At 69.5% G+C, this 22,815-nt stretch carries 20 protein-coding genes; 5 read left to right on the top strand and 15 right to left on the bottom strand.

All coding sequences use genetic code 11. The features are described from left to right. Positions 1-36: 36 nt before the first annotated feature. The 6 genes from C2U31_RS22195 to C2U31_RS22220 form a co-directional block, all read right to left on the bottom strand. A complete protein-coding gene (locus tag C2U31_RS22195) occupies positions 37-501 on the bottom strand; it encodes a hypothetical protein (RefSeq protein ID WP_103274761.1) in 465 nt (154 codons plus the stop codon). Continuing rightward, positions 491-955, bottom strand: a complete 465-nt coding sequence (locus tag C2U31_RS22200) for a MarR family winged helix-turn-helix transcriptional regulator (protein WP_103274762.1) — start codon at positions 953-955, stop codon at positions 491-493. The genes C2U31_RS22195 and C2U31_RS22200 overlap by 11 nt, the downstream gene beginning before the upstream one ends. Positions 956-1,043: 88 nt before the next feature. Continuing rightward, positions 1,044-2,498: a M81 family metallopeptidase gene (locus C2U31_RS22205; protein WP_103274763.1), complete on the bottom strand. Its 1,455-nt coding sequence runs from the start codon at positions 2,496-2,498 to the stop codon at positions 1,044-1,046. Positions 2,499-2,500: 2 nt separating this feature from the next. Next, the gene (locus C2U31_RS22210; protein ID WP_158658437.1) at positions 2,501-3,520 is read right to left on the bottom strand and encodes a tripartite tricarboxylate transporter substrate binding protein; all 1,020 of its coding nucleotides are present in this window, start codon (positions 3,518-3,520) and stop codon (positions 2,501-2,503) included. A gap of 64 nt (positions 3,521-3,584) precedes the next feature. Beyond that, a complete protein-coding gene (locus C2U31_RS22215) occupies positions 3,585-4,478 on the bottom strand; it encodes a MurR/RpiR family transcriptional regulator (RefSeq protein WP_103274765.1) in 894 nt (297 codons plus the stop codon). A 123-nt stretch (positions 4,479-4,601) separates the two neighbouring features. Then, positions 4,602-5,888: a cystathionine gamma-synthase family protein gene (locus tag C2U31_RS22220; RefSeq protein ID WP_103274766.1), complete on the bottom strand. Its 1,287-nt coding sequence runs from the start codon at positions 5,886-5,888 to the stop codon at positions 4,602-4,604. 230 nt (positions 5,889-6,118) lie between these two features. On the opposite strand from C2U31_RS22220, the gene C2U31_RS22225 reads away from it, so the two are divergent. From C2U31_RS22225 to C2U31_RS22245, 5 genes are all read left to right on the top strand, one after another. Beyond that, complete coding sequence (locus tag C2U31_RS22225; protein WP_233772462.1) at positions 6,119-6,547, top strand: Lrp/AsnC family transcriptional regulator; 429 nt, start codon at positions 6,119-6,121, stop codon at positions 6,545-6,547. A 76-nt stretch (positions 6,548-6,623) separates the two neighbouring features. Next, positions 6,624-7,739, top strand: a complete 1,116-nt coding sequence (locus C2U31_RS22230; protein WP_103274768.1) for a porin — start codon at positions 6,624-6,626, stop codon at positions 7,737-7,739. Next, on the top strand, positions 7,736-8,500 hold the full coding sequence (locus tag C2U31_RS22235; protein WP_103274769.1) for an ABC transporter ATP-binding protein: 765 nt from the start codon (positions 7,736-7,738) through the stop codon (positions 8,498-8,500). Before C2U31_RS22230 ends, C2U31_RS22235 begins: the two co-directional genes overlap by 4 nt. Positions 8,501-8,592: 92 nt before the next feature. Then, positions 8,593-9,525 carry an ABC transporter substrate-binding protein gene (locus tag C2U31_RS22240; protein WP_199770869.1) on the top strand — a complete coding sequence of 311 codons (933 nt, stop codon included), beginning with the start codon at positions 8,593-8,595 and terminating at the stop codon, positions 9,523-9,525. A gap of 167 nt (positions 9,526-9,692) precedes the next feature. After that, positions 9,693-11,348: an iron ABC transporter permease gene (locus C2U31_RS22245; RefSeq protein WP_103274771.1), complete on the top strand. Its 1,656-nt coding sequence runs from the start codon at positions 9,693-9,695 to the stop codon at positions 11,346-11,348. 35 nt (positions 11,349-11,383) lie between these two features. Here the strand turns inward: C2U31_RS22245 and C2U31_RS22250 are convergent, their stop codons facing one another. The 9 genes from C2U31_RS22250 to C2U31_RS22290 all read right to left on the bottom strand — a co-directional run bounded on the left by C2U31_RS22250 (position 11,384) and on the right by C2U31_RS22290 (position 22,743). After that, the gene (locus C2U31_RS22250; protein WP_103274772.1) at positions 11,384-12,397 is read right to left on the bottom strand and encodes a PleD family two-component system response regulator; all 1,014 of its coding nucleotides are present in this window, start codon (positions 12,395-12,397) and stop codon (positions 11,384-11,386) included. 44 nt (positions 12,398-12,441) lie between these two features. Beyond that, positions 12,442-13,452, bottom strand: a complete 1,011-nt coding sequence (locus C2U31_RS22255) for a chemotaxis response regulator protein-glutamate methylesterase (protein ID WP_103274773.1) — start codon at positions 13,450-13,452, stop codon at positions 12,442-12,444. Next, positions 13,449-15,722, bottom strand: a complete 2,274-nt coding sequence (locus C2U31_RS22260) for a hybrid sensor histidine kinase/response regulator (RefSeq protein ID WP_103274774.1) — start codon at positions 15,720-15,722, stop codon at positions 13,449-13,451. Before C2U31_RS22260 ends, C2U31_RS22255 begins: the two co-directional genes overlap by 4 nt. Continuing rightward, on the bottom strand, positions 15,719-16,402 hold the full coding sequence (locus tag C2U31_RS22265) for a chemotaxis protein CheW (RefSeq protein ID WP_233772463.1): 684 nt from the start codon (positions 16,400-16,402) through the stop codon (positions 15,719-15,721). The genes C2U31_RS22260 and C2U31_RS22265 overlap by 4 nt, the downstream gene beginning before the upstream one ends. Continuing rightward, positions 16,395-17,690, bottom strand: coding sequence for a protein-glutamate O-methyltransferase CheR (locus C2U31_RS31020; protein WP_103274776.1), 1,296 nt, complete (start codon positions 17,688-17,690; stop codon positions 16,395-16,397). The genes C2U31_RS22265 and C2U31_RS31020 overlap by 8 nt, the downstream gene beginning before the upstream one ends. Next, complete coding sequence (locus C2U31_RS22275; RefSeq protein ID WP_103276516.1) at positions 17,687-18,217, bottom strand: chemotaxis protein CheW; 531 nt, start codon at positions 18,215-18,217, stop codon at positions 17,687-17,689. Before C2U31_RS22275 ends, C2U31_RS31020 begins: the two co-directional genes overlap by 4 nt. A gap of 8 nt (positions 18,218-18,225) precedes the next feature. Next, the gene (locus C2U31_RS22280; RefSeq protein WP_103274777.1) at positions 18,226-19,845 is read right to left on the bottom strand and encodes a methyl-accepting chemotaxis protein; all 1,620 of its coding nucleotides are present in this window, start codon (positions 19,843-19,845) and stop codon (positions 18,226-18,228) included. A 283-nt stretch (positions 19,846-20,128) separates the two neighbouring features. After that, complete coding sequence (locus tag C2U31_RS22285; protein ID WP_103274778.1) at positions 20,129-21,598, bottom strand: amidase; 1,470 nt, start codon at positions 21,596-21,598, stop codon at positions 20,129-20,131. A 260-nt stretch (positions 21,599-21,858) separates the two neighbouring features. Continuing rightward, positions 21,859-22,743 (bottom strand): LysR substrate-binding domain-containing protein, encoded by an 885-nt coding sequence (locus C2U31_RS22290; protein WP_103274779.1) that lies wholly within the window; start codon positions 22,741-22,743, stop codon positions 21,859-21,861. Between the last annotated feature and the right edge of the window lie 72 nt (positions 22,744-22,815).

Raw genomic sequence — 22,815 nt, forward strand, 5'->3', positions numbered from 1 at the left:
AAGCCGGCCCCGGGGCACGGCCCCGGCTCGTGCCAGTCAAGCCATGCGCCGCGCCCTGCGGCCCCGGCCCAGCGCGACGCCGTCGCGGATATTGGCGCCCATCAACGCCAGGTTCAAGGCGCCCGCCACCAGTTCCAGCGCCTGCGCGCCGTAGAAGATCCCGTCGAAAGCGTCCGCCCGCGCCCGGCCTGCCAGGAAAATGGCGCAAGGCACCAGAACCAGCAGTCCATTGGCGCCGATCAGCGCCATGCGCCGGCGCTTACGCGACAGCAACGGATGCCCGCCCTTGCCGCCCAACGCGTAGCCGCTGGCTCCGGTCAACGCGATCAGCGCAATGAAGGCCGGCAAGACCAACAGGATGGCCTGCTTGACCTGGGCCACTGCCGCATGTGACAGGAACAATTCGGCCACGGCGGTCGCGCTCCAGAAAGCCACGAGCGTCACCGTGGCCGAACAAGCGCAGGCGATATGCAGCCTGCTCAGAATCGCTCTATTCCGCATCGCGCTCTCCTGGCGCCGCCGCGTGCAGCGCCGTCAGCGCCGCCAGCAGTTCACGCGCCGTGGCCAAATCCTCGCGACCAAAGCGCGCGGCCACCTGTTCGGCATGGCCACGCCAGCGCGCATCGATCGACTGGTAGACGCGACGGCCCTCGACCGTCAGCGCATGCAGCGGCGAGCGCTTGTGGCCGGGATTGGCGATCAACTCGATCAGGCCGGCTTCGGCCAGCAGGTTGAGCTGCTTCTGCGCGCCCTGCCGCGTCACCCCCATCCGCTCGGCGATCTGCGGCGCGGACAAGGGCCGCTCGGCCAGGGCGATGGCGCCCAGCATCTGCCAGCGGGCGCTGCTCAGGCCGGCGGACGCGCTGAAATCGTCGCCCCAGTTGATCATCGCGCCATTCAGCCGGAACACCGCCAGGACCAGATCGGTCAGGATATCGGACCTATTCTGCTTCACCAGTATCTCCCATAGAATTGACAACTAGTTTCCAATATTGGAAACTAGTTGTCAATTTTGGGAAATAGGCAGATCGGTGCTGTCCGCGCTAGCCGGCGCCCGCCGCGCCAGCCATCCGCCTGAGCGCGCGCAAATCCAGCATCGCCGGCCCCGGCGCGTCGATATCCACGATGCGCCGGCAGCGGCCGGCGAAGGCGGCGCGGAAATGGTTCTTGGCCTTCACGCACAGCAGGCGGGTGCGCGCCAGGTCGATGCCATGCAGATCGAAAAAGGCCGGGTCGTTGCACGGCGCGACGTGCGTGGTGACGATGAGCTGCGCCGCGCCCACGGCCAGCACCACGGTCGGCCCGCAATGCACGGCCAGCCCCGTTTCCATCGGGCCGCTGTTGACGAAAACGCCGTCGGTGTAGCGCAGCACCCGCGCGCGCAAGGCCACCGGCTCGCCATACAGCGGCGTGCGCCGCCCGCCCAGGCGCAGGTCCAGCATGGCGCCCTCGCCCGCCGCGCGGGCGCATTCGACCACACCGGGATCGGCCAGACTGGCATAGACGCTGGGTTCCTCCAGGCCGGCGGCCAGCAAGGCCGCCAGCAGCGCGGGCGTGTCGCCAATGCCGCCGGACAGCGGGTTGTCCGCTGGGTCAGTCACCGCCACCAAGCCCGGTGTCCGCAGGGCCTGGCGGATGCCGTCGGCCGGCGCGATGAGCTCGGGCTCGAAGTCGGCGAAGCGCGCCTCATAGGCCGCATAGATCTCATCCAGCGCCCGCGCCGCCGCCTCGCCGGTGTCCGCCCAGACCCATACCGACGCGCCGCTGTGCGGTGAATTGGCATAGGGAAAGCCGCCATGCAGCGCGATGTCACGCAGCGGGCCGACCGTGCGGGCGCGCGCCAGCGCCTGCAGATCCGCCATGGGCCCGGCGTCGGTGCGCATGTTGGCGCTTTGCAGCCACGCGCCGCCATTGCGGAACGCGGCGACGGGACGGATCCCACCCTCGGCGATGGCGATCAGCCGCTCCAGGCAGCGCGCGGCCGTCTCGCGCATGTCGATGTGCGGATAGGTCCGGTAGCTGGCGCTGCACGACAGCAGCGGCGGCAAGGCCGGCGGGATATTGGCGTGCAGGTCGAAGCTGGCGCCGATCGGAACGCGCGGATGCTCGGCGCGTATGGCGCGCAGCAAGCTCAATTCCGGACTGTCGTCCGCGTCGGTGATGGAGGCGCCGTGCAGACTCAGGTAGATGGCGTCCCAATGCTGGCCGCGTAAATCGTCCAGCACCTCGTCCACGTATGCCTGGAAAAACGGCTGCGGCACGGGGCCGGCCGGCTGGGCCGAGGCGCAACGCGAAGCGCGGACCTCCCAGTCCGAGCGGCTGTCCTGGAAATCCGCGACAGCCGCCAGCTCGGTGGCCTTGCCGCGCGCGGCGTCCAGGCCCGCCTGGCCGCGCAGCCATTCGCGGCGCTCGAAATCCTCGCGGCCGGCCGGCTGCAGGCAAAAGGCGTTGCCTTCGTACCAGAACCGCGCCACCGCCAGCCGCTTGCGTTGCGTCATGTTCACTCCATCCGGATGTTGGCGCTGGCGATGAGCTGCTTGAACTTGCGCTGCTCGGCCGCGATGAAGGCCGCATAGGCCTGGCTGCCCGCGCCGTCCACGCGCGCCCCCAGCGCCTCGATGCGCTGGCGCAGCGCCGGGCGTTGCAAGGCCTGGCCGATGGCGCCTTCCAATCGCGCGACCTCCTTCGGCGGCAGGGACGCCGGGCCGACGATGCCGAACCAGGATTCGATCTCATAGCCCGGCAGCCGCGAGGCGATGGCCGGCACGTCCGGCAGCGCCGTGGCTGGCGTCGGCGAACTGACGCCCAGCGCCGTCACCTTGCCGGACTGGATATGCGCCAGCGCGGTCGGCAGGTTGTCGAACATCAGGTCGATCTGCCCGCCCAGCAGGTCGTTCATGGCGGGAGCCACGCCCTTGTACGGCACATGGGTCAGGTCGATGCCGGCGGCGGCCTTGAGCAGTTCGCCCGCCAGATGGCTGGTGCGGCCCACGCCCGCGCTGCCGTAGGTGATGCGGCCCGGCTCGGCCCGGGCGCGGTCTATCAGTTCACGCAAGGCGCGGATGCCGCTCTGGGCGCTGGCCATCAGCACGTTGGCCACGAAGGCCACGTTGTTGATCGCGGCGAAATCCTTTTCGGCGTTGTAGCCCGGCTTGGGATAGAGATACTGGTTCACCGCCAGCGGACCGGGCGTGGCCATCATGAGCGTCGCGCCGTCGCCGGCCGCGCGCGCCACTTCGGCGGCGCCGATGTTGCCGCCCGCCCCGCCCTTGTTCTCGACCAGCACGGGCTGGCCCAGGACCGCGCGCAGTTCCTCGGCCAGCAGGCGGGCCAGCACATCGGTCGTGCCGCCCGCCGCGAAGGGAACGACCAGACGGATCGGCGGCCGCTTGGCCGCGTCCTGCGCCCGCGACGCGGCGGGTCCGGCCAGGCCGGCGGCCGCCAGCGCCATGCAAAGACTGAAGCGGCGACGGGAAAGCGACGGCGCGGGCGCCAGGGTGGGAATCTGCTGTCGGGACACGATAAGCCTCGGAACGTGGTGAGGATGCGCCGGCATCAGGCGCGGCCGGCGGCGCGGAATCCGGTCATGTTTTCCTGGCGCCCCGGCGCGGGCCCGGCGACGGGCCGCCGAAATAGGCGCTGGACGCGTCCAGCCGCCGCTCGAAGGCGTCGATGCGCTGTTGCGCGGCCTCGCCGCCGGCGGCGGCCAGCTTGGCCAGCAGCCGCTCGACCAGCGCCAGCGATCCCACCATCGAATGGAAATAGGACGGCGTGCCGGCATCGAACAGCAGCGCCTGCGTGGCGTGGGCCTGGATCGGCGCCAGCGGGCTGTCGGTCAGCGCCAGCACCGGCACGCCGGCCTGGCGGCAATCCCGCGCCGCTTCCAGCGTCTGGCGTCCGTAGGGATTCTGGGTGACGCAGACCAGCAGGTCCTCCGGCCCGGCGGCGTCGAGCTGGTCGGGATAGGTGCCGCCCAGTCCATGCACCAGCACGCCATTGCCGGCGATCATGCTGTACGCGTAGGCGAAGTGATAGCTGATGGCGAAGCAGGACCGCGTGCCCAGGAAATAGAGGCGCCGCGCCGCGCGCATGCGCTGCACGGCCCGCGCAATGTCCTTGGGCGCATTGGCCACCGTGGGCGAGCGCGCATTGTCCAGGTGCGTGCGCAGCAGCGCGTCATCGAACTGGCTGGCGGCTTCGCCTTGCAGGCGGCGCACGCGTTCCTTGTAGGCCGGCGCGCCATGGCCCAGCGCGTCCTGGAACACCTGCCGGAACGGACCGTAGCCTTCATAGCCCAGCGCCTGCGCCAGGCGCGCCATGCTGTTGGGCGACACGCCCGCCTGCGCGGCCTGCTGGCGCATCGACAGCAGGCCCGCGTCGCGCGGGTTGCGCGCCACCCAGGCGGCGGCGCGCTGCAACTCGGCGCCCAGCGCGGGGACGTGGGCCTCGATCAAGGCCATCAGTTCCTGGATCTGCATCCTTGCTTCTACACATTTGTACCTTAACGGTACAAATGTACCAGCGTGCGCGGCCTAGCGGCGCTGGGGAAAACGCCTAGGGCGCGGCGCGCGCCCCCGCGCGCCGCGCCCTCGCCCGCCGCCTCAGGCCAGGCTGCGGAACGCCTGGTCCATGTCGGCGATCAGGTCTTCCTCATGCTCCAGGCCGATGGAGACGCGGATCAGCCCTTCGGACACGCCGGCGGCGTCGCGCTCGGCCGCCGGCACGCCCGAGTGCGTCGTCGAGGCCGGATGGCAGACCAGCGATTCGGTGCCGCCCAGGCTCACCGCCGACTTGAACAGGCGCAGCGCGTTGATGAAGCGGAAGGCCTTGGCGCGGCCGCCGTCCAGCACGAAGGCGAAGGTCGAGCCCGCGCCGCTGCACTGGCGCCTGTACACGTCCTGGTAGGCGGCGTCGGCGATCAGTTCCGGGTGGTAGATGCGGACCGGCTCGTGCGGATTGCCGGCCAGCCACTGCGCCACCTTGCCGGCGGTGCGCGCGGCCTGTTTCATGCGCAGCACCACCGTTTCCATCGAGCGCGTGATCATCCAGCAGGAATGCGGATCCAGCTGCGAGCCGAACGCGCTGCGGATCGCGCGCACCTTCTTGATCAGCTCCTTGCCGCCGGTGACGCCGCCGGCCACCAGGTCGCTGTGGCCGCCGACGTACTTGGTCAGCGAATACACGCACAGGTCCACGCCGTGCTCGGCGGGCTTCTGGAAGATGGGACCGAGCAGCGTGTTGTCGCACACCGAGATCGGGCGATAACCGTGGCGCGATTCGAAGGCGTCCAGCTCGGCCTTCATGGCGGCGAAGTCGACCAGCGAATTGGTGGGATTGGCCGGCGTCTCGACGAAGAACAGCTTCACCGGCCCCTTGGCCGCGGCCGCTTCCAGCGCCTCGCGCATGCTGGCCGCCGACAGGCAGTCGCGCACCGGATGCGAGGCGATGCCCCACTCGGGGAAGATCTTGGAAATCAGCGTCTCGGTGCCGCCATACAGCGGCACCGACTGCACCATCTGGTCGCCGGGCCGCAGGAAGGCCAGGAACACGGCGCTGATCGCCGACATGCCGCTGGAGGTCACGGCGGCCGCCTCGGAGCCGTCCAGCAGCGACAGGCGGTCCTCGACGATTTCCAGGTTGGGATGGTTGAAGCGGCTGTACACCAGGCCGGCCGACTCGCCTTGCGGCAGGGGCTTGCGGCCCGACACCAGATCAAAGAACTCGGCGCCGTCCTCGGCCGAGCGGAACGCGAAGGTGGACGTCAGGAACACCGGCGGCTTGACCGCGCCTTCGGACAGGAAGGGGTCGAAACCGTAGGACATCATCTGCGTCTCCGCGTGCAGGGGACGGCCGAAGATGTCTTTCTTGTGGTAGTTCGAATAGCTCATGCTGTGCCTCAGTATCGGATGGGACCGGCCTGCCGGGCGGGCGCGTATTGCTCGGAAAACGATAGCGCCGGCGGGCTCGGGGTGCACGGAAGTATGGGCGCGCGTGCCCGCAATATTCTTTCCATTTGAATTGCCATGAATGGATAATGAGAAAGACTCTTTCCTTTACGGCGATTTCAATGAAAGACACTGCCTTGTTACATCAACTTGACGCGATCGATTGGAAAATCATGAAAATCCTTCAAGAAGATGGGCGCCTGTCCAACGCCGAACTGGCCGAGCGCGTGTCGCTGTCGGCTTCGCCCTGCTGGAAGCGGCTAAAGCGCCTGGAGTCGTCCGGCGTGATCCGCGGCTACCAGGCCGTGCTGGACCGACGCGCGCTGGGCATGGGCGTGGTGGCCTTCGTCAGCATCTCGCTGGAAAACCACACCGAGAAAACCTGCCAGGCCTTCGAGGCCAGCGTCCTCGCCATGCCCGAGGTCATGGCCTGCCACAACACCACGGGCCAGCATGACTACCTGCTGCACATCATGGCGCGCGACTTCGACGCCTATTCAGAATTCGTGCGCAACCGGCTGCGCACGCTGCCAGGCGTGAAGGAACTGCTGAGCACGCTGTCCATGCACGAGGTCAAGTCCTCGACCCGGCTGCATCTCTGAGGGGCAATGTCATCTGGATGTAGCCAGCGCCGCCTAGAGTGTCGGTTCCGATTGAATCCCAAAGAGGACTCCTTTCATGAAATCGACTCTCCGCATCGCGGCGGCTGGCGCCTGCCTGTCCGCTCTGGCGCTCGCCGCCACGCCCGTCCGGGCAGCCTCCCCCACCGTCACCCTGTACGGCCTGATCGACACCGGCCTGCAATACGTCAGCAACGGCCCGGGCGGCCACAGCAAGACGGGCATCAGCACGGGCAACCTGAGCGGTTCGCGCTGGGGCCTGCGCGGCTCCGAGGACCTGGGCGGCGGCCTGTCCGCCATCTTCACGCTGGAAAACGGCTTCGACTCCAGCAACGGCCAGACCATGCAGGGCGACCGCCTGTTCGGTCGCCAGGCCTATGTGGGCCTGTCCAGCAAGGACTGGGGCCGCTTCACGCTGGGCCGCCACAACACGCTGATGATCGAATGGATGAGCAAGTACAACCCATTCGACAACGCCAACTTCTCGATCAAGCGCCCCGACCCCGCCTTTTCCGACCGCAGCGACAACACCGCGATGTACGTGGGCAAGTTCGGCCCGGTCTCGGTGGGCGCGTACTACAGCTTCGGCTGGAACAACGACCAGTCCTTCAGCGACCGCAGCCTGGGCCGCATGGTCGGCGGCGGCCTGCGCTACAAATCGGGCGGCCTGGACGCCGGGCTGCTGTACCACGGCAAGAACGCCGACAAGCCCAAGACCGGCGCCGACAGCGGCAACCGCGAAGACCGCGTGATCGCCGCGCTGTCCTATGACTTCGACGGCCTGCAGCTCTACGCCGGCTATCGCTGGCTCGAACAGAAGCTGGCGCGGCGCGACTACAAGAACAACATGACCTGGCTGGGCGCGACCTACCTGCCGCGCCAGGATACTCGCCTGTCGTTCGCCGCCTATCACCTGGATGACGCGGCCTGCGACGACATGAACAACGCCGTCTGCCCGGCCGCGCAGGCGGCCGGCTCCGGCCAGAAGTCCACCATGTTCGTGCTGGGCAGCGAGCATGACCTGTCCAAGCGCACCACGCTGTACGCGGTGGCCGCCTACGTGATCAACGACGACAAGGCCGCCCTCAGCCTGCTGGGCGGCAAATACGGCGCCAACGTCGAACCGGGCAAGAACCAGTTCGGCCTGAACCTCGGCCTGCGGCACCGGTTTTGAACGCGCCCGCCCCTGCATCGGGCGGCGCGGCCATCGCCGTGCGCGGCCTGCGCCACGCCTATAACGGCCACACCGTGCTCGACGGCGTGGACCTGGACGTGCCGGCCGGCACGGTGCTGGCCCTGCTGGGCCCGTCGGGCTGCGGCAAGAGCACGCTGCTCAAGGCCCTGGCCGGGCTGCTGCGCCCGCAGTCCGGCAGCATCCGCATCGGCGGCCAGACCGCGTTCGACGGCCGCCGCCACGATCCACCCGAAGCGCGCGGCCTGGGCATGGTGTTCCAGGACTACGCACTATGGCCGCACATGAGCGTGGCGCAGAACGTCGGCTTTCCGCTGGAAATGCGCGGCGTGCCACGGCGCGAGCGGCCCGGGCGGGTGGCCGAGGCGCTGGCGCTGGTCGGGCTGGAAGCGCTGGCCGGGCGCCGCCCGTCCGAGCTGTCCGGCGGCCAGCAACAGCGCGTCGCGCTGGCCCGCGCCATCGTCGCCCGCCCGCGCCTGCTGCTGTTCGATGAGCCGCTGTCCAACCTGGACCGCGACCTGCGCGAGACGCTCTGCGCCGAGATCGGCGCGCTGCTGCGCCGCCTGGGCGCCACCGCCGTCTATGTGACCCACGACCACCAGGAAGCCCATGCGCTGGCGCACGTGATCGCGTGCATGCAGCACGGCCAAATAGTGCCCACCCCCGAAGCGCTGCGCGCTTCCCCCTCCAGGGGGCGCCACTGCGGACCGGCGGAGCCGGATCCGCGTGGCCCCGCAGCGTAGCGCCCGTTGCAAGCGCTGCCAATCGCGCCCCACTACTACGGACGATTAGAATGAATCTCTTGAATTCCCCCAAACTTCTCGCATCGCTCTTCATGACCTTCACGCTCGGATTGGCCGCAGGACCGGCCAAGGCGCTCACCGTATACACCGCCGGCCCCGGCGGCCTGATCAAGCAGCTGGCCGCCGGCTTCCAGGAAAAGACCGGCATCAAGGTCGACGTGTTCCAGGCCACCACCGGCAAGGTCATGGCGCGACTCGAAGCCGAGGCCGCCAACCCGCGCGCCGACGTGCTGATCTCGGCCTCGTGGGACACCGCACAGGACCTGGACCAGCGCGGCTGGCTGCTGCCCTACGAAAGCCCCAACGCGACCCAGGTGCCGGCGCGCTTCAAGGCGCCGTCCTATGTCGCCCAGGGCATCTCGGCGCTGGGCATTGTCTGGAACACCAAGAGCGGCACGCCCGAGCCGCGCGACTGGGCCGACCTGACCGGCCCCGGCTTCAAGCAGGCGGTGACCATGCCCGACCCGGCGCTGTCCGGCGCCTCGCTGGACCTGCTGCTGGGCCTGCAGAACGCCCAGGGCGAGGCGGCGTGGAAGCTGTTCGAGACGCTGCGCGACAACGGCATGACCATTTCCGGCCCTAATGCGCAGGCGCTGACGCCGGTGCTGCAGGGCGCCAAGGCCGCCGTGTTCGGCGCGGTGGACTATGTGTCCTACGCCAGCGTCGAAAAGGGCGAGTCGGTAAAGGTGATCTTCCCGGCCGGCGGCACCGCCATCGCGCCGCGCCCCATGATGATCCTCAAGACCGCGCGCCAGCCCGACGAGGCGCGCAAGTTCGTCGACTACGTCTTGTCCGAGGAAGGCCAGCGCGCCGTGGCGGACGCCTGGCTGATGCCGGCGCGCCAGGACGTGGCGGCCAAGCGCCCGCTGTTCAAGGACCTGGCGCTGCTGCCCGAGGCCCAGGGCGCGTCCAGCGCGTCGCGCGCCGAGGTCCTCGCGCGCTTCGCCCGCACCTTTAGCCAATAGGGATTGCCCCCCCGAAGCGCTCCGCGCTTCCCCCAAGGGCGCGGCTGCGGCCCGGCAAAGCCGGCTCCGCGCCGCCCCGCTTGAGGGGGCATCGTCGGATGTCGTAATTCTGTACTCCCTTGCATGCTATGCGGGTGGGGTACCCGTGCAATAACAACCGAGCAATCATGAAGAGCGTATTCATCCTGGCGGCCGCCACCGTGGCCGCCCTGGGCGTGCTCGTCGCGCTGCCCGTGGCCTTCGTGGTCCTGCAGGCCGTGTTTCCGCGACTGGCCGAAGGCTCGCTGGGCGATCCCTTCGGCGCGTGGGGCGCGGTGCTGTCGCAGCCCGGCACGCTGGCGCTGGTCGGCGGCACGCTCAAGCTGGGCCTGTCCGTGGCGGCGGTCAGCGCCGCCATCGGCATCCCGCTGGGCGCGCTGCGCGGCCTGTTCCGCCTGCCGCTGGCGCGGCTGTGGGACCTGCTGTTCCTCATCCCCTTCCTGCTGCCGCCGTATATCGCGGCGCTGTCCTGGACCATGGCGCTGCAACCGCGCGGTTTCCTGCAACAGCTGGCAGGCTGGCACATGGGTCCGCTGCTCTTCTCGCCCGCCGGCGTGGCGCTGGTGATGGGGCTGGCGATCTTTCCCGTGGTGTACTTCGCCGTGTCGCGCAGCATGGCGGCCTCGGGCTCCCGGCTGGCCGAGGCGGCGCGCGTGTTTGGCGCGGGGCCGTGGCGCGCCTTCTTCCGCGTCACGCTGCCGCTGTCGCTGCCGGCCATCGGCGCCAGCGTGCTGCTGGCCTTCACGCTGGCCATCGAGGAATACGGCGTGCCGGCGGCGCTGGGCGCGCAGTCCGGCGTCAGCGTGCTGACCACCGCCATCGAGCGCCGTCTGGCCGACTGGCCCATCGACCTGCCCGGCGCGGCGCTGCTGTCGCTGGTGCTGGTGGCCTTGGCGCTGACCGCTTTCGCGGTGCAGCGCGCGCTGCTTGCCGGGCGCGGTTTCGAGACTACCACCGGCAAGCCGGCGCCGCTGGCGCAGGCCGAGCTGGGCCCCTGGCGCCTGCCCGCGCTGCTGCTGTTCGCGCTGGTCGCGCTGGCGGCGGTGGCCGCGCCGCTGGCGTCCATGCTGGCGGCGGCGCTGACGCGCAACCTGTCCGGCGGACTGTCGCTCGCCAACCTGACGCTGGCCAATTTCGGCGCGCTGTTCCAGGCTCGCGGCGAGGCCTGGGACGCGCTGTCCACCAGCCTGTCGCTGGCGGCAGGCGCCGCGCTGCTGGCCGGCGCGGTCGGCCTGCTGGCGGCCTGGTGCGTGGCCGGCCGCCACGTGCCCGGCGCCCCCGCCATTGACGGACTGGCGCTGCTGCCGGCGGCGCTGCCCGGCGTGGTGGTGGGAGTGGGCCTGATCCTGGCCTGGAACCAGCCCTTCTGGCCGGCCACGCCCTACGGCACCTGGGGCATCCTGCTGCTGTCCTATACCTGCCTGCTGCTGCCCTATCCCGTGCGCTACGTCGGCGCGGCGCTGGCGCAGATCGGCCCCAACCTGGAAGCGGCGGCGCGCGTGCACGGCGCCAGCGCCGCGCGCGCCTTGCGGCGCATCGTGCTGCCGCTGGTGCTGCCGGCGCTGGCGGCGTCCATGCTGATGGTGTTCGCGGTGGCCTCGCGCGAGCTGGTCACGTCGCTGCTGCTGGCGCCGGCCGGCGTGCAGACGGTGTCGATCCATGTGTGGCGCCAGTTCGAACAGGGTTCGGTGGGCGAAGGCATGGCCATGGCGACGGTGGCCGTGGCGGCCAGCCTGACGCTGATGCTGGGCGCCAGCGCCATCAGGCGGCGCGGCGAGGATTAGGCTGCGCGCGCCGCCGACCCATGCCTGGAGACCGGCTACAGCGCGCCCTGCACCACGCGGTTGCGGCCCTGGCGCTTGGCCTGGTAGAGGCCGCGGTCGGCCACCTGGATCAGGTCGGTGCAAGGCTGGTCTTCGCAGGGCAGCGCGGTGGCCGTGCCCACGCTGATCGTGAGCCAGGGGCCGCCGCCCGAGTCCTTCTGCGGGATCTGCATGGCTTCCACCGCGCGGCGCAGCTTCTCGGCCACCAGCCGCGCGCTGCCGGCCGGCGTGCCGGGCAGCACCAGGGCGAATTCCTCGCCGCCGAAGCGCGCCGCCAGGTCGGTCGAGCGGTCGCAGCTGGCGAAGATGGTGTTGGCCACGCGCTTGAGCGCTTCGTCGCCGGCGATGTGGCCATAGGTGTCGTTGTAGGACTTGAAGTGGTCCACGTCGATCATCAACATGCTGATCTCGCGGCCGTCGCGACGCGCGCGCTGCCATTCGGCGTTCAGGTATTCGTCGAAATAGCGGCGGTTGCCCAGCCCGGTCAGGCCGTCGGAATTGGTCAGGCGGCGCAGTTCCATATTGCTTTCCAGCAGCTGCTGCTGGCTCTGGCGCAGCGCCTGGTAGGCCTCGTCGCGCTGCACCAGCGCCAGGTAGGAGCGCGAGTGGTAGCGGATGCGCGCCACCAGCTCGATGGAATCGGGCAGCTTGACCAGGTAGTCATTGGCGCCGGAGGAGAAGGCCGCGCTCTTGATGGCCGGATCTTCCTTGGTGGAAAGCACGATGATGGGAATGTCGCGCGTCACAGGATGGTTGCGATATTCCTTGACCAGGCTCAGCCCGTCCACGCCCGGCAGCACCAGATCCTGCAGGATCACCGTGGGCCGGGTCTGGATGGCCACGGTCAGCGCCTTGTAGGGGTCCGAGCAATAGTGGAAGTCGATGTTGCCTTCCGTGGACAAGGCCCGCCTGATGGCTTCGGCGACCATGACCTGGTCGTCCACCAGCAGGACCATGGCGGCATGCGAATTCAGGTCGGCCGTGATCGGGCTGTCTATGGGAGGGTGCATGGTGCTTTCCTTGAATTACGTACTTTGTCTGGCTTGCATGCCGCTCAGGCAAAAGCCTTGATCAGGCGCGGCGCGATTTGGTCCAACGGCCGGATCTCCACGGCGGCCTGCATGGCCGCGGCCGCCTTCGGCATGCCATAGACGGCGCTGGTGGCCTGGTCCTGGGCGATGGTCAGGCAGCCGCGCTCGCGCAACGCCTTCAGCCCCCGGGCCCCGTCCTGCCCCATGCCCGTCAACAACACCCCCACCGCCATACCGCGCCAGTGCTCCGCCACGCTATGGAAAAATACATCAATGGAGGGCCGGTACAAGCTTTCCTTGGGCTTCTCGGTGTAACGCAGGGTACCATCGGCCAGCATATGCAGATGGTCGTCGGTGCCGGCCAGCAACACCTGTCCGGCGGCCGGTTTTTCGCCCTCGCGCACCAGCCTGACGGGCAGCGGCACCTGATCGTTGAGCCAATCCGCCATGCCGGCGGCAAACGAGGCATCCACATGCTGGACCAGCACGATGCCTGCCGGAAAATCCAACGGAATATCGCGTAACAACTGTGCCAGGGTGGCGGGCCCACCCGCCGAAGCGCCGATCACCAGCAGGCGCCGGGAATCCGGCTGTTCGCTGGGCCGGGCCACCGGCGTCAGCGTCGGCCGGCTGCCGTAGCGGCCGATCAGCCAGCCGATATTGCGGATCTTGCGCAGCAGCGGCGCCGCCGCGCCGCGCAGGTCGGCGCTGCCGACCACCGGCGTGTCGGCCGCGTCCAGCGCGCCGTAGCCCATGGCGTCGAACACCCGCGCCGTGTGGCGCGCCACGTCGACCGTGACCACCACGATGGCGCAGGGCGTCTCGGCCATGATGCGGCGGGTGGCCTCGACGCCATCCATGACCGGCATGATCAGGTCCATCAGCACGACGTCGGGACGGTCGCGGGCGCATTGCTCGACGGCTTCCTGGCCGTTGGACGCCACCCATGCCACTTCCAGGCCAGGCTCCAGCGCGATCGCCCGGCGCAGGGTTTCGACCGCGATCTGCAAATCGTTGACGATCCCGATTCTCACGTCTGCGCCCTTCCGATGAGGTCCTCGACGGCATCCAGCAGCGCGTCGTCGTGGAAACTGCCCTTGGCCAGGTAATAATCCGCGCCCGCGTCCAGCCCCCGCCTGCGATCCTCTTCGCGGTCCTTGTAGGACACTACCATTACCGGCAGGCTTTGCAAACGCGGGTCAGCCTTGATACGGGAAACCAGTTCGATACCGTCCATGCGCGGCATGTCCACGTCCGTGACCACCAGGTCGAAGGCATCGGAGCGCAGCATGTTCCAGCCATCCATGCCGTCCACCGCCACCGCCACCTCATAGCCCCGGTTGACCAGCAGCTTGCGCTCCAGCTCGCGCACGGTCAGCGAATCGTCGACCACCAGCACGCGCTTGCGCTTGCGCGCCTGGGCCACCTGGCCGCCGCCGTCCACCCGGGTCAGCCGGCCGCCCTCGATGAGCTTCTGCACCGACAGCAGCATGTCCTCGACATCCAGGATCAAGAGCGGCCGGCCGTCGTCCATCAGCGCCCCGGCCATCACATCCTGCACCTTGCCCAGGCGCGGATCCAGCGGCTGCACGACCACGGTGCGCTCGCCCACGTAGCTGTCCACGGCGATGCCGTACAGCCGTTCGTGGTCGCCCACCAGCACCACGCAGACCGATTCGGCGGCCGGCGCGGGCTCGCCAGAGCGCAATATCTGGCGCGCCGAAACCAGCCCGACCTGCCGGTCCATGAAGCGGAAATGCTGGTGCCCCTCGAGCTGCTCGATATCGGCCGCCGACACCTGCAGCGCGTGGCTGACGTAAGCCAGCGGGAACGCGTAGATCTCGTTCTGCACCTCGACCAGCAGGCTGCGCACGACCGACAGCGACAGCGGCATCTCCAGCACGAAACGCGTGCCCTGCCCGGTGTGTTGGAGCACCCGAACCGCGCCACGCAGCTGCCGCACCATGTTCTGGACTACGTCCAGCCCCACGCCGCGTCCGGAAATCTCGGTGACTTCGCCGCGCGTGCTGAAGCCGGACAGGAACAGGAACTCCAGCAGTTCGGCCTCGCTCAGGCGCGCGGCCGTCTCGGCGTTGGTCAGCTTGCGCTGCACCACCTCGACCCGCAGCCGGTCCAGCGAGATGCCGCCGCCGTCATCCGACAGTTCGATCAGCAGCATGCCGGCGGCATGCCGCGCCGACAGGCGGATCAGGCCTTCCGGCGGCTTGCCGGCCTCGATGCGGTCCATCGGCATCTCGATGCCATGGTCCACCGCATTGCGCAGCAGGTGCATCAACGGCGCGTCCAGCTTGTCCAGGATGTCGCGGTCGACCTGGGTGGATTCGCCCTCGACCTCCAGTCGCACCTGCTTGCCCAGCGAGCGTCCCAGGTCGCGCACCATGCGCGCCATGCCGCCCAGGCCATCGCCGAAGGGCCGCATGCGGCAGGCCAGCGCCGTGTCGTACAAGCGCTGCGCCAGATGCCCCATGCGCCAGCCGAACTCGTCGACCTCGGCCGTGCGTTCGGCCAGCTCGCGCTCGGACTGCTCGACGATGCGCTGGGCGTCGTCCAGCGCCGCCTGCACCCGCGCGTCGACCGTCTGGCCGGCCAGCGCCGCGCGCACGCCGTCCAGCGCCTGCCCGGCGCCCGCCTGCATGCGCCGCAGCCGCAGCATGGACGCGCTGAACGGCGCGATCCAGTGCGATTCGACCAGCGTCTCGCTGGACAGTCCCAGCAGCTTGTTCAAGGTATCGGCCGTGACGCGCAGCACGCGCTCGCCTTCGGCCAGCGCCTGGTCGCTCGACCGCCGCAGCGGCGCCGGCTCGGGCGGCGCTGGCGGTGGATCGCCCGGCCGCTGCAGCGGCGGCAGGAAGTCTGACGGCCGGGGCTCGCGCGGCGGCGCAGGCGATGCATCGGGCGGCAGGTTGGGCGCGTTGCTCAGGCGCTCGACCAGCTGGTCGATCTCCGCGCCCAGCTCGACGCCGGGCGTGGCCACGCGCTGCAGCAGATCCGTGCCCAGCAGCAGCGCGTCGATATCGCTGGCCTGCAGGCGCAGCCGGCCTTCCTGCGCCGCCACCAGGCAGTCTTCCATCGCGTGCGCGATGCGCACCGCCGGATGCAGGTCGACGATGCGCGCCGCCCCCTTGAGCGAATGCGCCGCGCGCATGCAGGCTTCCAGCTGCGCGGCCGAGGTCGGGTCGTGCTCCAGCGCCAGCAGGCCGTTGTTCAGCACCTGCACCTGGGTGCGGGTTTCCAGCTGGAACAGTTCCAGCAGGGACGCGTCTCGCATCTGGTCCGGGTTCACGCCAGACTCCGTTCCAAAGCCTGCATCAGCAGGGTTTCATCCAGGACGCCCACGCTGTGGCCGCCGCAGCGCGCCACCCCGCGCGAGTATTTCAGGCTGGCGCCCGCCACCGTGGCTGGCAAGGGTTCCAGCCGCTCCAGATCGACGGAATGAATGCCCTCGACCTCGTCCACCGGCAGCACCACGGCGCGGCCCGCGCCGCCGAAGATCAGCATGCGCGCGGCGCCGGCGCGCTCGCGCGGTTCGGGACCCGCCGCCTCCAACCCGAGCAGCCGCGCCAGCGACAGGCAGACTGTCAGCGTGCCGCGCACATTGGTCACGCCCAGCACCGCCGGGTCGCGCCGGTGCGGCAGCGGCAGGACGGGACGCGCGGCGGCCACCTCGTCCAGCGCCCGGGTCGGCAAGCCCAGCCATTCGCGGTGCAGACGGAATACCAGCAACGAGGCGCGCCGCAACGCGGGTTCGCCCGCCGTCGCGGCGGCGTCGCCGGCGGCATCGGCGCCCTCCAGCTCGACCTGCGGCGGCAGGCGGTCGAGGATGCGCCTGGCGGCGCTGGCGTACACCGGGCAATTGCGGCAGTGCACGTACTCGGGCAGTTTTGGACAGCTTTGGTCGCCGCGGATGCCGATGCGGTTCCAGCAGTCGTCCACGTCCGCCAGCGCGGCATGCAGTTCAGTCACGTCGGGCCTCCTGGCGCGCCGCGCGCGCCTGCAGCCTGCGCGCGCTCTCGTGGTCGCCTTCCGAGGCGACCAGCGCGGCCAGATGCAGCAGGGCTTCGCGATGATTGGGCTGCAGGTACAGGACCTTGCGGTAAGCGGCCTGCGCCTGGCGGGCATCGCCCGCCGCATCCTGCAGCAGGCCTTGCAGATAGAAGCCGTCGGCGCTCGCGCCATAGCGTTCCAGGTGCGCGCCGCAGCGCGCGATCGCGTCCTTCACGCGCCCCTGGTCCGCCAGCGCCTCGATCTGGCGCAGCGAGATTTCGGCCTCGGATTCCGATTTGGCCGCGACGGCTACGACCGGCGCGGCCGGCGGCGCCGCAGGGCGGGCCGGATGGGGCATGGGTCGGAGCGGCGCGGGCGGGCGCGGCGCGGGGACGCGCGATGCCGGCTGCGCCGGCAAGGCCGCGGGCTTGAACAGGGAGGCAGCGGCCGGCGCCGCATCGGGGCGCGGCCGCGCCAGGAAGGCGAAGCAATGCGGCATCGCCACCGGCGGCAACCGGCGCGCCGTGAGCAGGCTGGTTTCGGCCGGGCCCACGAACAGCACGCCATCCTCGCGCGTGTGACGCCTGAGCACCTGCACGGCGCGCTCCTGGGTAGCCTGATCGAAATAGATCAACAGGTTGCGGCAGAACACGAAGTCGTAGGCCGGCGCGTGGGCCAGCAGGCCGGCGTCGAACAGATTGCCCGACTGGAAGCGCACCCGCTCCATCACCTGCGCGGACAGCTGGTGGCCGTCGCCGGTCTCGGTGAAATAGCGGTCCCGGTAGTCCAGCGCGTCGCCACGGAAGGAATTGCGCCCGTACAGGCCCCGGCGCGCGAACTGGACCACGCGCTCGCTGATGTCCAGCGCATCGATCTGGAAGCGCGAGGCCGGCACGCCGGCGTCCAGCAGGGCCATGGCGATGGAATACGGCTCCTCGCCGCTCGAACAGGGCAGGCTCAGCACGCGCAGCACACGCTCGTCGGCCGCGCCGGCGCCGAACAGCCGCTCGCAGGCCAGCTGCGCCATCGCCTGCTGCGACTCCGGATAGCGGAAGAACCAGGTCTCGGGCACGACCACCGATTCGATCAGCAGCTGCATCTCGGCGGGCGAGGCCTGCACCCGCATCAGGTAGTCGCGCTCATCGTCCACGCCGGTCGCGCTCATGCGGTGGCGCACGGCGCGCTCGACCGCGGCCGCGCCGATCGAGCGGCTGTCCAGCCCCATCTTGCGCTTGAGCAGGCCGCTGAACTCATCGACCAGCATCATGACGCCGCTCCCGGCCGCGCGGCATCGGGCGCGGGATACAGCAGCGCCCGCGCCTCGGGCGGCAACAGGTCATCGACGGTCACGGCCTGCACCATGCCGGCGGCATCGGACAGGACCGGACCGAGATAGCGCGCCTGCCGGTTGTCCAGCGCCAGCGGCCGGAAAGCGGCCGGGTCGAAGTGCACGGTTTCGGTCGCCTGCTCCAGGATCAGCCCCAGCACCCGCTCGCCGCCCAGGGCCGGCGCGCGATAGCGCAGCAGCGCCAGCCGCGTGCTGGTGACGGTGGCGGCCTGGCCGCAGCCGGCCAGCGCTCTCATGTCGATGACCGGCACGCCCTCGCCGCGCCTGGACAACAGGCCCGCCACCCACGCCGGCGTGCCCGGCACGCGCTTGAGCGGACGCCAGCCCAGCACCTCGATGATGTCGGCCGCGTCCAGCGCATAGCGGTCCCGGCCGATGCGAAACAGCAGGTAAAGCCGTCGTCCCGTGGACGCGGCGGCCGGCGGCGCGGACAGGGATTCGGTCATGATGGCGGTCACACCTTGAAGCGGGACACGCCGCTGCGCAGGTCGTTGGCCACCAGCGTCAGTTCCTCGATGGCCAGGCTGGACTGGCGCAGCGATTCCACGGTCTGCTGCGCGGCGTCGCTGAGCTGCTGCAGGGCCTGGTTGATCTGCTCCGCGCCGGTGGCCTGGGCCTGCATGCCTTCGTTGACCATCTGCACGCGCGGCGCCAGCGTCTGCACCTGCTGGATGATCTGCGACAGCTGATCGCCGACCTGCTGCATGTCGGCCATGCCGCGCCGCACTTCCTCGGAGAACTTGTCCATGCCCATCACGCCGGCCGAGACCGAGGACTGGATCTCGCGCACCATCTGCTCGATGTCATAGGTGGCGACGGCGGTCTGGTCGGCCAGGCGGCGGATCTCGGTGGCCACGACCACGAAGCCGCGGCCATACTCGCCGGCCTTTTCCGCCTCGATGGCGGCGTTCAGCGACAGCAGGTTGGTCTGGTCGGCCACCTTGGTGATCGTGGTCACGACCTGGGTGATGTTGCCGGCCTTCTCGTTCAGGATGGCCAGCTTGGCGTTGACCGAGCCGGCCGCGTCCACCACGTTGCGCATGGTGTCTTCCATGCGCGCCAGGCCGACCTGGCCGCTGCCGGCCAGCGAGGCGGTCTGCTCGGCCGCGCCCGACACCTCGGTCATGGTGCGCACCAGCTCGCGCGAAGTGGCGGAAATCTCGCGCGAGGTGGCGCCGATCTCGGTGGTGGTGGCCGCCACTTCGGACGCGGTGGCCTGCTGCTGCTTGGACGTGGCCGCGATTTCGGTGACCGAGGTGGCGACCTGCACGGCCGAGCGCTGGGTCTTGCCGACCAGGCCGGTCAGCTCGTCCACCATGCCGTTGAAGCCGGTTTCGATGGCGTTGAATTCGTCCTTGCGCGCCAGGCGCAGGCGACGGCTGAGATCGCCGCTGCCGGTCAGTTCCAGGGTGCGGACGATGTCGCGCATGGGGTCGACGATGGCGCGCAACAGCAGATAGCCGCAGATGATGGCCGCGACGATGGCCATGGCCAGCGAGATCAGCATGCCGTATTCGGCGGTGTCCACGGCCTTGCCGATGCTGGTGCTGGACAGGTCGGCCTGCGCCTTGTTGGCCGCCACGATCTGGGCGATCAATTCGCGTCCGGAATAGAAGGCGGGGCGCAACTCGGTCTTGATCCGGGCCTCAATGCGCGCCTGGTCGACCTGCCCGGAAGCGCCCAGGATGTCGCCGCGGATGCGCTTGTATTCCTGCAGCGCCTTCTCGAAGCTCTCGAACATCTTGATGTCGTCGGCGCGCGACATGGTGCGGCGGTAATGCTCGACGTTGGCATCGAGCGCCTGATCGCTTTTCGGCAGCGTGTCGAGCAGCGTGCGGCGCTCCTGCTCGGTGTCCGCGCGAAAGGCGTCCTGCAGCGCCACGAAGCCGCCGAACCAGGCCGAGCGGATCTCGGTGCTGTAGTACAGGCCCGGCACCGCGTCATCCCTGATGGTCATGGCCTCGGCCTCGATGTGCAGCAGCCGACGGTAGTCGACCACCACCATCAGCGTCATGATGGCCAGGATGACCAGGAAGCTGGCGAGGATGCGTTGGCGCAGAGTCAGATTCTTCATGCCGGGGGACCTTGTGCGAAAACGGCGCGGTCCGTCATGCGGGCCGCGCCGAGGGATGTTCCGGCGCCGCTTGCGGCGACGCTGGCACCCCGTCCATTACGGAGGTGTTCAAAGATCCAACAATTATTGCAAAGCCGTCGCCGGCAAGCCATGAAAATAGGGGGGCAACCCCCAATAAAGCCCGTTCCCGTCGGGAAAAAGCAAAGCCCGGTTACAACGGGCTTGTCTTTTTCCCTGTCAGACCGTACCGAAGCCGGCAGTCCGGCCCCGGTTCTCGCGCCGTTCAACCGGCCCAGAGCGCCGTCGGCGGCCGGGCCGACACCCAGTCCCGCGCCTGCCCGTAAGCATGGGCCAGCCGCAACACGTCGAGGTCGCCCTGGGGCGGCCCGATCAGCTGCAATCCCGCCGGCAGGCCGGCCTGGCCGAAGCCGGCCGGCACGCTGATCACCGGGCAGCCGGACAGCGTCCAGGGCGTCACCACCTCCATCCAGCGGTGGTAGGTGTCCATGTCGCGGTCCGCGATCCGCTTGGGCCAGTCCAGCTCGGCGTCGAAGGGAAAAACCTGGGCCGTGGGCACGGCCAGATAGTCGAACTCCTCGAACATGGCCAACACCGTCTGATACCAGGCGCTGCGCTCGGTGGATGCCTGATAGACCTGCTGCGCGGTCATGCCTGACAAGCCCTCCACTTCCCAGACCAGCGCCGGCTTGACCAGCGCGCGCTTGGCCGGATCCTGCAGCAGCGCCTGGAACTGGCCGCCCACCATCAGGTGGCGATGCACCAGCCAGATGCGCCACAGACGCTCGCCGTCGAACGGCACGCGATGGGCGTCGACCTCGCAGCCCACCGTCCGCAGATTCTCCAGCGCCGCCTCGCACAGCGCCAGCACCCCCGGCTCCATCGGCAGGTGGCCGCCCCAGTCGCCCAGCCAGCCGATGCGCTTGCCGCGCAGGTCGGCGTCCAGCGGCTGCGCGAACTGCGCCGGATCGCCGGTCAGAGACAAGGGCACGCGGCGGTCATGGCCGGCCAGCACCGACAGCATCAACGCCACGTCGCGCGGGCTGCGACCCATCGGCCCTTCGTAGGCCAGCTGCTTGAGGAACACTTCCGGCGCCGGGCCGTAGGGCACGCGGCCCGCCGAGGGCCGGAAACCGTAGACGTTGCAGAAGCCCGCCGGATTGCGCAGCGAGCCGCCAAAGTCGCTGCCGTCGGCCACCGGCAGCATGCGCGCCGCCAATGCCGCGGCCGCCCCGCCGCTGCTGCCGCCGGCGCTGCGCGTCAGATCATAGGGATTGCGGGTGATGCCGTAGACCTTGTTGTAGGTATGCGAACCCAGGCCGAACTCGGGCACGTTGCTGCGCCCGATGAAGATCGCGCCGGCCGCGCGCATGCGTTCGGCGATGATGGAATCGTGCGCCGTCACCTGATCCTTGAACACCAGTGAACCCATCGACGTCACCATGCCGCGCACCGCCGTCAGGTCCTTGGGCGCCTGCGGCATGCCGTGCAGCCAGCCCCGCCACTGGCCGGCCGCCAGCTCGGCGTCACGGACATCGGCTTCGCGCAGCAGCGCGTCGCTGTCCCGGCGCGCCACGATGGCGTTGACCGCCGGATTGACGCGGTCGATATGCGTCAGATAGGCGGCCATGACTTCACGGCACGACACATGACGCTGGCGTATGGCATCCGACAGAGCCTGCGCCGACAGGGCGACGATATCGTTCAGGGCCGGCTGGGCGGCGGCTGCATGCATGCTTTTCTCCTTGTGGCGCGGCCTGCGGCGGCGCGCTGTCGTTTTGTCGGGCCGAGGCATCGTGGCCCCGGTCCCCGCGCATATACTACGCCGCGCGGCCGTTCGCGGCAGCGCGAAACTGCGGCGCCAGACATCGGACCGGCTCGGGCGCTCGAGTTGCGCGTGGTCCGAGGACGGGCCGCCGGCCGCGCATTCACGCAAATAGGAATTTATTTCGTTATCGCGAAAAGCGGGGGCAGTTTGCGTCGACGCACCGCCCTTCAGGGGAACAGGCGCTGCGCCAGATGGTCGATGAAGACCCGCAGCTTGGGAGAAACATGCCGGCTCGCCGGCCACAACGCCCACAAGGTGCCGTTGCCCCGGGTGCGCTCTTCCATCACGATGCGCAGACTGCCCTCGGCCAGCTCCCGGCGCACGGTGAAGTCCGGCAGGCAGACAATGCCCTGCGCGTTCAGCGCCAGGTGGATACGCATCTCCACGCTATTGCAGACCAGCGTCAGCGGCAGTTCGGGCGCCTGCGCCTCGGCCGCCGTCTTCAGCGGCCAGCGCTCGAGCCGGCCGGTGCTGGGATAGCGGTAATGCAGGCAGGCGTGGCGATGCAGGTCGGCGGCCTTGCGCGGCTCGCCGTGCTGGCGCAGGTACTCGGGCGACGCCACCAGGATGCGGCGGAACGCGCCCAGCCGCCGGCGCTTGAGCCCGGAATCGTCCATCTCGCCCGTGCGCACCACGGCGTCATAGCCATCGCCGATCACGTCGACCATGCGGTCGGTGAAATCCAGGTCCAGCGATACGTCGGGATAGCGCTGCATGAACTCGGCGATGGCCGGCTCGAACAGGCCGCTGTAGCGCGGCAGGCTCACCCGCAGCTTGCCGCGCGGCGCATCGGACGCCTCTGACAGCTCCAGCTCGGCCGCTTCGACCTCGCACAGGATGCGGCGGCAGCGCTCCAGGAACATCTCGCCTTCCGGCGTCAGCGCGATATGCCGCGTGCTGCGGTGGAACAGCCGCACCTTCAGCCGTTCCTCCATGCGCGCCACGCTCTTGCCCACCGCCGACGGCGACACCCCCAGCACGCGTCCCGCCTCGGAAAAACTGCGCGTTTCCGCCACCAGCACGAACACGCTGATGCCGCTCAGGCTGTCCATCGCCACCGCTCCCTGGCTTGCCGCGACAGCGCCGCGGACTTCTGCATTACGGACTTCAATGTCCTGAATATT

Source organism: Achromobacter sp. AONIH1 (genome assembly GCF_002902905.1).
In the GTDB taxonomy this organism is placed as follows: domain Bacteria; phylum Pseudomonadota; class Gammaproteobacteria; order Burkholderiales; family Burkholderiaceae_B; genus Achromobacter.

Coding starts and splice junctions, on each gene's coding strand:
- C2U31_RS22205 (WP_103274763.1), bottom strand. CDS start 2,498: ATGACGCAACGCAAGCGGCTGGCGGTGGCGCGGTTCTGGTACGAAGGC.
- C2U31_RS22290 (WP_103274779.1), bottom strand. CDS start 22,743: ATGGACAGCCTGAGCGGCATCAGCGTGTTCGTGCTGGTGGCGGAAACG.
- C2U31_RS31020 (WP_103274776.1), bottom strand. CDS start 17,690: ATGATGCTGGTCGATGAGTTCAGCGGCCTGCTCAAGCGCAAGATGGGG.
- C2U31_RS22275 (WP_103276516.1), bottom strand. CDS start 18,217: ATGACCGAATCCCTGTCCGCGCCGCCGGCCGCCGCGTCCACGGGACGA.
- C2U31_RS22230 (WP_103274768.1), top strand. CDS start 6,624: ATGAAATCGACTCTCCGCATCGCGGCGGCTGGCGCCTGCCTGTCCGCT.
- C2U31_RS22240 (WP_199770869.1), top strand. CDS start 8,593: ATGACCTTCACGCTCGGATTGGCCGCAGGACCGGCCAAGGCGCTCACC.
- C2U31_RS22285 (WP_103274778.1), bottom strand. CDS start 21,598: ATGCATGCAGCCGCCGCCCAGCCGGCCCTGAACGATATCGTCGCCCTG.
- C2U31_RS22250 (WP_103274772.1), bottom strand. CDS start 12,397: ATGCACCCTCCCATAGACAGCCCGATCACGGCCGACCTGAATTCGCAT.
- C2U31_RS22195 (WP_103274761.1), bottom strand. CDS start 501: ATGCGGAATAGAGCGATTCTGAGCAGGCTGCATATCGCCTGCGCTTGT.
- C2U31_RS22280 (WP_103274777.1), bottom strand. CDS start 19,845: ATGAAGAATCTGACTCTGCGCCAACGCATCCTCGCCAGCTTCCTGGTC.
- C2U31_RS22225 (WP_233772462.1), top strand. CDS start 6,119: ATGAAAATCCTTCAAGAAGATGGGCGCCTGTCCAACGCCGAACTGGCC.
- C2U31_RS22220 (WP_103274766.1), bottom strand. CDS start 5,888: ATGAGCTATTCGAACTACCACAAGAAAGACATCTTCGGCCGTCCCCTG.
- C2U31_RS22245 (WP_103274771.1), top strand. CDS start 9,693: ATGAAGAGCGTATTCATCCTGGCGGCCGCCACCGTGGCCGCCCTGGGC.
- C2U31_RS22215 (WP_103274765.1), bottom strand. CDS start 4,478: ATGCAGATCCAGGAACTGATGGCCTTGATCGAGGCCCACGTCCCCGCG.